At 71.5% G+C, this 11005-nt stretch carries 10 protein-coding genes; 3 read left to right on the top strand and 7 right to left on the bottom strand.

The window, feature by feature from the left end; genetic code table 11:
- Positions 1-61: 61 nt before the first annotated feature.
- Positions 62-628, top strand: a complete 567-nt coding sequence (locus tag IH00_RS0114405; protein WP_031073449.1) for a GNAT family N-acetyltransferase — start codon at positions 62-64, stop codon at positions 626-628.
- On the opposite strand, the gene IH00_RS0114400 is transcribed toward IH00_RS0114405, so the two are convergent.
- The 7 genes from IH00_RS0114400 to IH00_RS0114370 form a co-directional block, all read right to left on the bottom strand.
- Entirely contained in the window at positions 618-2249 is a 1632-nt protein-coding gene (locus IH00_RS0114400) for a hypothetical protein (RefSeq protein ID WP_039946888.1), read from the bottom strand. The genes IH00_RS0114405 and IH00_RS0114400 overlap by 11 nt on opposite strands.
- Before the next feature lies 1 nt (position 2250).
- Entirely contained in the window at positions 2251-3651 is a 1401-nt protein-coding gene (locus IH00_RS0114395; protein WP_031073446.1) for an ATP-binding protein, read from the bottom strand.
- A 14-nt stretch (positions 3652-3665) separates the two neighbouring features.
- The gene (locus IH00_RS0114390) at positions 3666-5222 is read right to left on the bottom strand and encodes an SCO6880 family protein (protein WP_031073444.1); all 1557 of its coding nucleotides are present in this window, start codon (positions 5220-5222) and stop codon (positions 3666-3668) included.
- Complete coding sequence (locus IH00_RS0114385) at positions 5219-6595, bottom strand: hypothetical protein (protein WP_031073442.1); 1377 nt, start codon at positions 6593-6595, stop codon at positions 5219-5221. The genes IH00_RS0114390 and IH00_RS0114385 overlap by 4 nt, the downstream gene beginning before the upstream one ends.
- Positions 6585-7397 (bottom strand): DUF8175 domain-containg protein, encoded by an 813-nt coding sequence (locus IH00_RS0114380; protein WP_031073440.1) that lies wholly within the window; start codon positions 7395-7397, stop codon positions 6585-6587. Before IH00_RS0114380 ends, IH00_RS0114385 begins: the two co-directional genes overlap by 11 nt.
- 113 nt (positions 7398-7510) lie before the next feature.
- Positions 7511-7819, bottom strand: coding sequence for a hypothetical protein (locus IH00_RS0114375; RefSeq protein ID WP_017945892.1), 309 nt, complete (start codon positions 7817-7819; stop codon positions 7511-7513).
- 325 nt (positions 7820-8144) lie between these two features.
- Positions 8145-8771: a TetR/AcrR family transcriptional regulator gene (locus tag IH00_RS0114370; protein WP_078887742.1), complete on the bottom strand. Its 627-nt coding sequence runs from the start codon at positions 8769-8771 to the stop codon at positions 8145-8147.
- Between the two features lie 112 nt (positions 8772-8883).
- On the opposite strand from IH00_RS0114370, the gene IH00_RS0114365 reads away from it, so the two are divergent.
- Both IH00_RS0114365 and IH00_RS0114355 read left to right on the top strand, forming a co-directional pair.
- Positions 8884-9774, top strand: coding sequence for an NAD(P)-dependent oxidoreductase (locus IH00_RS0114365; RefSeq protein WP_031073435.1), 891 nt, complete (start codon positions 8884-8886; stop codon positions 9772-9774).
- A 169-nt stretch (positions 9775-9943) separates the two neighbouring features.
- Positions 9944-10921 carry a C40 family peptidase gene (locus tag IH00_RS0114355; protein ID WP_234334847.1) on the top strand — a complete coding sequence of 326 codons (978 nt, stop codon included), beginning with the start codon at positions 9944-9946 and terminating at the stop codon, positions 10919-10921.
- Positions 10922-11005 lie beyond the last annotated feature (84 nt).

The raw sequence follows: 11005 nt of genomic DNA, 5'->3' as shown, positions 1-11005 counted from the left end.
GGCCGAGTGCCGTGGGTAAATCCGTTGCCGGGACGCGGCCGGCGCGGCCAGGATCAGGGGGATGGAGCACCTGATACGTCCCGTACGTGCCGACGAGTGGCACAAGGCCCGCGAGATCCGGCTGGCCGCCCTGCAGGATCCTGTCGCGCACCTCGCCTTCCTCGACACCTACGAAGCGGCTGTCGCCCGCCCCGACGAGCACTGGCAGGAACGGACCGCCGGAGCGGCGGAGGACGGCGACAACATCCGGCAGTTCGTGGCCGAGGCCCCGGACGGGGCGTGGGACGGCACGGTCACCGTGCTCGTGGAACACCGCGGTGCGACGAGCCTCATCGGTGACGTGCCGACGGTCCAGCAGACGCAGGTGGTCGGGGTGTACGTACGGCCCGCGGCGCGGGGCGCCGGGCTGGCGGACGCGCTGTTCCGGGCCGCCCTGGAATGGTCGTGGTCGCTGGAGGGCGAGCCGGTCCAGCGCGTACGGCTCCATGTGCACGAGGAGAACACGCGGGCGCGAGCCTTCTACCGGAAGCTCGGATTCGTGCCCACCGGGGCGCACATGCCCGTGCAGGAGGGCCACGACGGGGCGCTGGAGCTGGAGTACGAGGTGCGCCGGCCCGTCACTCGGTGAGCTCGGTGAACGAGGCGAGGGAACGGTCCGGCCAGCGGGCGCGGCCCTGCTCGGCGGAGCGGAGCAGGGCGAGCGTCGGCATGCCGGTGTCCTGACCGGACGTCAGCAGCTCGGGCAGCAGCGGCAGAGGGGCCACGGCCGCCACGTCGTCGAGGACGAGCGTCATTGGTGGGTCGAGCCGACCGTCGGATGACCGTGCGGCCATGCGGCGGCCGTGCTCGACCACGTACGAGGCGAGCGCGGTGAGCAGCGGCATCGCGCCCGGGCGGGTGCGGGGGTCCTCGATGGCTTCCCCCACTACGTAAAGCGTGCCCCCTTCATCGATGAATGATTCCAAGGTCAGGGAATCAGTTCGATTCGGTGTGCAGGCCTCGCGGATGTGGACGGACGAGAGGGACGACAGCGCCCGGACGGTCAGCTCCTGGGCGATCTCGCGGCGTTCCGGGTAGGCGGTGAGCGCCGACTCCAGGAGACCGGCGTGGCTGTTGGTGGCCTTGGGGTGCGTACGGAGGATGCGTACGGGTTCGTGGCTGCCCTGGTTCTGTGCCCAGCGGTGGACCTGCTTGAAGGGGCGCCCGTCCACGGCCGCGGCGTGCAGCCAGCACCGCATGAGGGTTTCGGCGGTGTCCGCCACCGCCGCGTCGATGCGGCCCGGGGGCCGTACGGGCGCCAGGAGCGCGGCGGCGCGCGCGGCGGCGATGCCGGTGTCCTCGCACCCGGCGGTGGGCGACCAGTGGAGCCGCGCGGGGGTCTCGCACAGGTGGCCGGGATCGTAGACCAGGACGGGCCCGAGCTTGGCCCGGGCGTCCTTGGTGTCGGCCCACACGGTGGGGTCGGACGTGAGGACGAGGGCCGGGCCCGCGGCGTCGAGGACGGCCTGGACGGCGGTGGGCCGGCGGGCGGCGGGGTCCGCGCCGTAGAGGACGACGCCTGCGGTACGGGGGGCGGGGACGCGGGCTGTGGTCGCCACGGTCCCCGCGGGCGGGCCCGCCTCGTGGAGGGCCGGAGCGGTGCCGGGGGCGGCGGTGGACCGGCTGTTCGCGGCGGTGTCCGCGAGGGCGGTGGCCGGGCCCTGGGCCGTCGCGGGCGGCGTGTGGGGGTGTTCGGGGCGCGCGGGTGCCCCCAGGGGCGTGCGGCGGTGCGCGTCGGCGCTCTCGGAGTCGTGCGAAGGGTCGTGCGACGGGTCGTGCGAGGAGGGCCGCTGCGGCGCCGGTTCCTTCGCCGCAGCCCCACCGCCGCCTCCGTGACCGTACGCCCTGCCGTTCCGCCGGGCCGCGCGCACGGCGCGCCAGCGGGCGAGGGTGCCGAGGACGAAGACCGCGAGGACCACCAGCACCATCAGCTCGCCGATGAACAGGCCCCAGAACAGGCCGTAGCCGGAAAGCTGTGCCGGCGGGGTCGCCGGCCACGCACCCGCGAGGTCGTGCGGCTGGGAGACCAGGCCGCGCATCGCGGAGGGCGTGCCGCCGAACGTCACGCCTTCCGGCCACGAGCCGTGCGCGAGCAGGCCCGAGAGGCCGGTCGCCGTCCACACCAGGATCGTCACACCGAGCAGGAACCCCAGCAGCCCCACCAGCAGGCCGTCGGGGATACCCCGTTCCGCTCCGCGTTCCCGCTCCATGTCATGCCACCGTCGACTGCGAGGATTCGTTCATCTGCCGCTCGATGAGGGCCGCGCGCTGCTCCGCCTCCCACTCCGCGGCCTGGATGTCGTCCGGGACCGAGGATTCGGTCATCGCGCGGTCCGTGTAGACCAGGGGGCGCTCGGCTTCGGTGACGAGGTGTTTGACCACCTGCACGTTGCCGTTGACGTCCCACACGGCGATGCCGGGGGTGAGGGTCGGGATGATCTCGACCGCCCACCGGGGCAGGCCGAGGACCCGGCCGGTGGCCCGGGCCTCGTCGGCCTTCTGGGCGTAGATCGTGCGGGTGGACGCCATCTTGAGGATCGCGGCCGCCTCGCGCGCCGCCGCCCCGTCGACGACGTCGCTCAAGTGGTGCACCACGGCGACGAAGGACAGGCCGAGGCGCCGGCCGAACTTGAGCAGCCGCTGGAACAGCTGCGCCACGAACGGGCTGTTGATGATGTGCCACGCCTCTTCCACCAGGAAGATGCGCTTCTTGCGGTCCGGCCGGATCCAGGTGTGCTCCAGCCACACCCCGACGATCGCCATCAGGATGGGCATCGCGATGGAGTTGCGGTCGATGTGGGAGAGGTCGAAGACGATCAGGGGCGCGTCGAGGTCGATCCCGACGGTGGTCGGTCCGTCGAACATGCCGCGCAGGTCACCGTCGACGAGCCGGTCCAGGACGAGGGCGACGTCCAGGCCCCAGGCCCGTACGTCGTCGGTGGCGACGTTCATCGCCGCCGCCGACTCGGGCTCCGGATGCCGCAACTGCTCGACGATGTCGGACAGCACGGGCTGGCGGTCGGTGATGGTCTCGTTGACGTACGCGTGGGCGACCTTCAGGGCGAAGCCGGAACGCTCGTCCAGCCCGTGCCCCATCGCGACCTCGATGATCGTGCGGAGCAGGGCGAGCTGTCCGGTGGTGGTGATCGAGGGGTCGAGGGGGTTGAGGCGGATGCCGTCGTCCAGGGCCGCCATCGGGTCGAGCCGGATGGGCGTTATTCCCAGCTCCTGCGCGATCAGGTTCCACTCGCCGACGCCGTCCTCGCCCTGTGCGTCGAGGACGACGACCTGCCGGTCGCGGAAGCGGAGCTGGCGCAGCACGTACGTCTTCTCCAGCGCCGATTTGCCGTTGCCGGACTCGCCGAGGACGAGCCAGTGGGGGGCCGGGAGCTGCTGCCCGTACAGCTGGAAGGGGTCGTAGATGTAGCCCTTGCCGCTGTACACCTCGCGGCCGATGATCACGCCGGAGTCGCCGAGGCCGGGTGCGGCGGTCGGCAGGTAGACGGCCTGGGCCTGGCCCGTAGAGGTGCGGACGGGGAGGCGGGTCGTCTCCACCTTCCCGAAGAGGAAGGAGGTGAACGCCTCGGTGAGGGCTGACAGCGGATCACGCATGTGGATCAGGGCCCCTATCGGCGGATGCCGGTCGCGAACGGCAATGTGTTCACAAAGGCCCGGTGGTGTTCGCGGTCGCACCACTCCAGCTTCAGATACGACTTGCCGGCCGAGGCCCTGATCGTCCGCTTGTCCCTGGCCAGGGCTTCGGGCGTACGAGACGACACAGTGATGTACCCGACGAGGTTCACCCCTGCCGCCCCGCTGGCGAGATCTTCACCCCGCTGGTCGAGCCGGCCGTGGGCGGCGATGTCGCGCGGGTCGATCGTGCGGTTCATCTTGGCGGCGCGGCTGGCTTCGGCCTCGTCGTTCGTCTTCTCCGTCAGCATGCGCTCGATGGCGACCTCGGTCGGCTCGAGGTCCATGCAGACGGCGACGGTGCGGATGACGTCGGGCGTGTGGACCAGGAGCGGGGCGAGGAAGTTCACGCCGACGGGGGTCATCGGCCACTCCTTGACCCAGGCGGTGGCGTGGCACCAGGGCGCGCGGGTGGCCGACTCACGGGTCTTGGCCTGGAGGTACGTCGGCTCGACGGCGTCGAGCTCGGCGGGCCAAGCGTTTCGTTTCGTCATCGCCTGGATGTGGTCGATGGGGTGGTCCGGGTCGTACATGGAGTGCACGAGCGAGGCCAGGCGGGACTGGCCGAGGGGCTGGCGGACGCGGATGTCCGCCTCGGCGAGGCGGGCGCAGATGTCGGTGAGCTCGCGGGCCATGACGACGGCGAGGCCGGCGTCCTTGTCGAGCCTGCCCCGGGTGCCGGACGCCTGGCGGGCGGCACGGGCCATGGCGTGGGCCTCGGCGGCCAGTTCGCGGGTGTAGTGCATGCAGGCGACCAGGTACGCGCGGTGCTGCTCGCTGGAGGTGGAGACCATGGACTGGAGCTGGTCGTACGAGTCCTGGAGCCAGCGGGGTGCGGTGGGGTCGCCGCGCTGGGCGACGTCCTTGGCGTGGGCGTCGGGGTCGGCGGGGAGCGTACGGGCCAGCATCTGCAGGCGGGTGACGAAGCCGTCGCCGTTGGCGACGTGTTTCAGCAGCGTGCCGAAACGGTCCACCAGCGCCTCCTGGTCCTCGCTGTCGCGCAGGCCGACGCCGGGGCCCTCGATCTCGATGGCGGCGGTGACGGTGCGGCGGTCGGCGTGGAGGAGGACGGCGATCTCGTCGGGACCGAAGGGGGCGGCGAGCCAGTTGATGCGGCCGATGCCGGGCGGGGGACCGACCTCGACCTCGCGTCCGTCGAGTCTCGTGCCCGCTTCCATGGCGCGGGAGCGGTAGGTGGTGCCCTGGCGGAGGGTGCGCTTGTAGCTGCGGTTGATCTCGAACCACTTGTAGAACGTGCGGTTCTTGTACGGGACGTACACCGCGGCGAGCGCGAGCATCGGGAAGCCCATGAGCAGCACGATCCGCAGGGACAGGACGGGGACGAGGAGTCCGCTCATCATGCCGAGGAACGCACCGGCGATGATCAGCGCGATCTCGCCGGTCTCGCGGTTCTTGCCGATGATGGCGTTGGGGCGGGCCCTGCCGATGAGGTACGTGCGGCGGGGCGCGATCGCTGGGGACTGGGTCGTCAACGCCCTCCACCTCCTGAACTTCCTGTGCCGGTGCCTGAGCTGTTGCGGTGGCTGTGCGGGGTGCTCGTGGTGGGACTGCTGCTACTGGGGCTGCGGGGCGCGGGTGGCGGGGGCGCGGCGGAGGGGACGGCTCCGCCACCGCCCGCGGACCCGGCGGGCGCGGTGCGGGAGCTGTGGGCGGCCATGCCGCCGCTGACGGCGGCGGGCTGGGGCTGCTCGCCGCCACCGCTGCGCTGGTGGCTGCGGCTGCTGTGCGTCTTGATGCCCTGGGAGACGAGGGCGGCGGGGGAGGAGATGACCGCGGCGGCCTGGGCGCCGTCGGTGGCCTGCTTGCGGTTCGTACGGGCGGAGGCGATCTCGTCGCCGAAGCCGGGCACGAAGCGGTAGATCATCGCGGAGGCGAAGATGGCGAGCAGGATGATGGCGAGGCCCGAGACGACCGCGGAGAAGGCGTTGGGGCCGTCGTCGGCGGACAGGGCGCCGGCCAGGCCGAGGACGATCACGATGACCGGCTTGACCAGGATCACGGCGATCATGATCCCGGCCCAGCGGCGCACGTGGCCCCACATGTTCTTGTCGACGAGGCCGGCGTACACGACCGTGCCGAGGAGGGCTCCGACGTAGAGCAGGGCGGCGCGGATGACGAGCTCGAGCCAGAGGATGCCGGCGGCGAGGATCGACACGAGGGACACGACGATCAGCATGATCGGGCCGCCGCCGATGTCGTCGCCCTTCTTGAGGGCCTCGGAGAAGGACCCGAAGAACACGTCGGTCTGGCCGCCGGTGCCGCCGGCGATGACCTCGGTGACGCCGTCGGTCGCGGAGACGACCGTGTAGAGGATCAGCGGTGTGAAGGCGGAGGCCAGGACCGTCAGCCAGAGGAACCCGATCGCCTCGGAGAGCGCGGTGGCGAGGGGCACGCCGCGGATGGCGCGCTTGGCGACGGCCAGCAGCCACAGGACGAGGGTGAGGACGGTGGAGGCGGCGAAGACGACGGCGTACTGCTTGAGGAAGGTGGGGTTGGTGAAGTCCACCTCGGCGGTGTTCTTCACGGCATCGCTGAGCTTGGTGACGATCCAGGAGGCGGCGTCGGCGCAGCCGCGGGCGAGGGAGGCGAGGGGGTCGAGGGCGGAGGCGGGGTCGGTGGGCGCGGAGCGGCCTGTGCGGCCGGCACCGTCTCCGCTGACGCAGTACTCCTTGGCGGGGCCGATCAGCAGATCGCAAGGGTCATTGCTGGCACTGGGTGACGGTGACGGGGTGGGGACCGGAGTGGGCGCCGCCGCCGCGCGGCCCGCGAAGAGGAACAGGGCCGTCTGAGCGGCCGCCAGTGCGACGACGACCGATCCGGTCCGGCGCCGAGGACTACCGGGCATACGTGAAGCCTCCGTATTCCGCAACGGCCTTACTGATGTCGTCCGCGCTGGAGGCCGCGATGTCCCCAGGCACGGGTGCCGGTCCGTCCTTCTGGGAGTCCGCTGTGACCTTCCAGTCGTTGTCGGTCCACTGCAGATCGAAGGTCCACGTCTTCCAGGTGGTGCTCACGGGGTCGGTCGACTCCGGACCGGACATCCCGATCAGGCCCGTGTACCAGACCGACACCTTGGCGGTGTCCCCACTGAAACTCTCGACCTTGGTGCCGATGGGGATGGTCCGGGAGACGAAGGTGCTGCCCTGGGGAGGGTTGCCGTCGGCGTCCAGGCCCAGCTTCTGCAGGAAGTCGGGTGAGTACGCCTCGTCCTGCGGCCCCTTGAGCTTCGCTGCGGCGGTCGGCGCGTAGACAGTGTCGACGATCGCGTGCCGACTGTCCGTCTTGAACATGCCGTCGGATCCGAGGGCGACGGCGTAGTTGGACGCCGCGCTCTGCGCCCCCTGTTCGTCGTGGGCGTACCCCGTCGGGATCGTGCCGTTCCTGCCCGAGACCGGGCGGACGCCCGTCGCGGACGTGGGGGCCGCGGCGCCCGGGCCCTTCGCGCCGTCGCCGGTGTCGCCGTCGCCGTCGCCGCTCCGGTTCGCGAACGCGATGGCGGCGATCAGCAGCACCACCACACCCACCACGGTGATCAGCGAGCGCGAGTTGCGCGCCGGGCGGCGGGCGCCGCCGTAGACGTCGCCGGCACCGCCCTCGGGCAGGCGGGTACGGGTCTGGCCGCCGTCGTTCTCGTCGCCGAGGCTCATGACGGGTACGCCCCCTCAACCTTTCGCTGTGCTGTGCGGTGACTTGACATCAGGTGACGCAACCTCGGTGGAGCCGGGTTCCGGGCGGGCCCGGGCGGGCAGCTGGCGGAGGGTCAGACGGCCATGCCGTAGACGATGGTGAACAGCGTGCCCAGTGATCCGATGATGAAGACCCCGGTCAGGCCCGCCACGATCAGGCCTTTGCCCTGTTCGGCGCTGAACGTGTCGCGGAGGGCCGTCGCGCCGATGCGCTGCTTCGCCGCGCCCCAGATCGCGATGCCCAGGCACAGCAGGATGGCCACGGCCATCACCACTTCGATCATCACGCGGGCCTCGTTCCCGAGGCTGCCGAAAGGCCCCCAGTTCGGGGCGATTCCGCCGATGATGGTGGTGATGTCGCCTTTTTCAGCCGCCAGGTACATGTAACTCACCGCCCCTGTTGGGTAGTTCGACGCCCCTGCCCCTCGGCACGGGTCATCGCACTATCTTCGCTGATGAAACCGTCCACGTATGCCGACTTGGCTGGTCTCTTTACCCGATCCCCGCACGTTTGACCGACCCGGCCGCCGTGACCTGCGCCGAGCGGTGGACGTGGTCCGTACAAGTACGCGCACGGTCACTCTGTGTATCACGGGGGGTGACTCCGGGCAATGACTGTCGTTGTTGCACTCTTGGGGCAGTCGCGGCGGTGTGCGGGTGCGCCGGGGGCTCGGGTGCGCGCGGAGGAGGTGGGTGCGGCGGTGGGCGTCAGCCGGCGTACGCCGCGACGAGGCGCGCCAGGTGACGGCCCGCCACCAGCAGGGGCTCGGTGTCGCGGTTGATCTGGGCGGTGACCTCGGCGCCCTCGAGGGTGTTGATGACCGTCACGGCCAGCTCGCGGGCGTCGGCAGCCGGCAGGCCGGCCGCCAGCAGCTTGTCGGCGACGATGTCCTGCCAGCCGCGCAGGACGGCGGCGCAGGTCCGCTGGATCTCGGAGTCCGCGTCGCCGAGGGTCTCCAGGGCGGCGGCGGTGACGGGGCAGCCGTCCACCCAGCCGGACGCGCGCAGGGCCTCGGCCAGCAGGCGGGCGCAGGCGTCGACCGCCGCGGCGGGGTCGTCCTCGGCGGCGAGGGCGTCGCGCAGCAGGACGGCGAACTCCTCGCCGCTGTGGGTGAGGGCGGCGACGGCCACGGCTTCCTTGCCGCCGGGGAAGAAGTGGTAGACGGAGCCGAGGGTGGCCGGTGCCTCCTGGGCGATCTGCTTGATGCCGGTCCCGACGTACCCCTGGCGCTGGATGAGGCGGGCCGCGGCGACGACGATCCGTTCGCGGGTGCCGGCCGGAGAGGCGGCCGCGGTGCCGGGGCGGGGGAGGTCGGCGGGGGCCGGGGTCTTCATGGGGCGATCCTACCCGGCGGGTGAGTAGAGCGTTCGTTCCACTGGTCTGTGCTACGGTCCTGCCCATGCTCTGGATAGAGCGTTCGTTCTAGTACGTCGCGAAGGGATTCCCATGAGCAGCACGCGCAGCACGAGCAAGACCTCCGTCACCGTCATCGGCCTCGGCCCGATGGGCCGGGCCATGGCCACCGCGTTCCTCGACCGCGGACACGACGTCACGCTCTGGAACCGCACCGCCTCCCGCGCCGACGACCTCGTCGCGCGCGGGGCCGTGCGCGCCGCATCCGTGTCCGACGCCCTCGCCACCAACGAGCTGGTCGTGCTGAGCCTCACGGACTACGACGCCCTGTACGCGGTCCTGGGCGCCGCCGACCCCGCCGTCCTGTCCGGCCGCGTCCTGGTCAACCTCACCTCCGACACGCCCGCCAAGGCACGGGCCGCGGCCGCCTGGGCCGCCGAGCACGGCGCCACGCAGCTCACCGGCGGCGTGCTGACGCCGCCCTCGGGGATCGGCAGCCCCGCGTCCACCACCCTCTACAGCGGCCCGCGGGAGGTCTTCGACGCCCACCGCGCCACCCTGGAGGTTTTGACCGGCGCCGACCACCGGGGTGAGGACCCCGGCCTGGCCGCGTTCCTGTACCAGCTCAACATGGTCATGTTCTGGACCGCCCTGACCGGTTACTGGCAGGCGGTCGCCATGGCCGGCGCCCACGGCCTGACGGCCGCCGACATCCTGCCGCTCGCCACGGGGGCCCTGGACCTCACCCGGTTCCTCGAGTTCTACACGCCCCGCATCGACGCAGGCGACCACGGCGGTGACGTCGACCGGCTCACCATGGGTGCGGCCAGCGCCGAGCACGTCCTGCACACCGCCCTGGACGCGGGCGTCGACGGGGCCCTCCCGGCCGCGGTCCTCGAGATCTTCCGGCGCGGCGAGGCGGCCGGGCGCGGCGCGGACAGCGCGTCGAGCCTCGTCGAGGTCCTGAAGCGGCCCGCCGCCTGAGGCGTCCGCGGGGTGAGGGGTCCGGCCGACATCCGGCTCGTCCTCACCGTCAACCTCCTGAAGGCGTGGTCCGCCACCTACACTGACGCACGGTGGACGGCCATGTCGTGAGGGGTGGTTGACGGTGCGTAAGGGCTGGCTCGTCGCCGGGGGGGCCGTCGGCCTGTGCATGGGCTTCCTCGCGCTGCTCGTCGTCGGGACGTACTCCGCGGCAGCCGGCCTTCTCGGGGGTGCGGGGGCCGGGGTCAACGGTGCCGTCGGGCTGGCCAAGGGGGCCGTGCCGGCGGCGTACCAGGGGCTCGTGCAGAAGTGGGGGAACCTGTGCCCCGCCATCAACCCCGCGCTGCTCGCCGCGCAGCTGTACCAGGAGAGCGGCTGGAACCCGAAGGTGACCAGCCACGCCAATGCCATGGGCATCGCGCAGTTCATCCCCGGCACCTGGGCCACGCACGGCATCGACGGCGACAAGGACGGCGACCGCGACGTGTGGGACCCGGCGGATGCCATTCCGTCAGCCGCCTCCTACGACTGCGAGTTGGCCGGATACGTCAGGAACGTGCCCGGCGACCGGACGAACAACATGCTCGCCGCCTACAACGCGGGCGCGTACCGGGTGATAAAGGCCGGCGGCGTGCCGCGCATCAGCGAGACGCAGAACTACGTCCGGATCATCCGGTCCCTGGAGAAGAGCTTCGCCCGGCCCGTCGGGCGGGTGGAGCCGTCGCGCCAGGCCGCCGGGGCCATCTACTTCGCGCAGAAGAAGCTGGGGACGCCCTACCTGTGGGGTGGCAACGGCACGCCCGAGCAGCAGGGCCGGTTCGACTGCTCCGGGCTGACGCAGGCCGCCTACCGGACGGTGGGGATCGAGCTGCCGCGCGTGGCGAACGACCAGTACAACGCCGGGCCGCACCCCTCACGGGACGAACTGCTGCCCGGTGATCTGGTGTTCTTCTCCGACGACTTGACCAACTCGCGGGCCATCCGGCACGTGGGTCTCTACGTCGGCGGCGGGTACATGATCAACGCGCCGTACACCGGGGCCGTGATCCGTTTCGACAAGATCGACACCCCCGACTACTTCGGCGCCACCCGCGTCACCGAGGATGGCGCGAAAGCGCTGCCCAACAGAGCGGCCGGAGGGGCCTGAGCTGCGGCGACGCATCTCTCTTCGGTAACGTCATCGTGATCGTTCGGTGGAGAGTGGAACGTACGCTTCCCTCGTGTCGTTCCC

Source organism: Streptomyces sp. NRRL S-118, assembly GCF_000716335.1.
Classification (GTDB): Bacteria; Actinomycetota; Actinomycetes; order Streptomycetales; family Streptomycetaceae; genus Streptomyces.
Note: the sequence above shows the minus strand (reverse complement) of the source record. Positions and strands in the feature narration are given on the sequence as shown.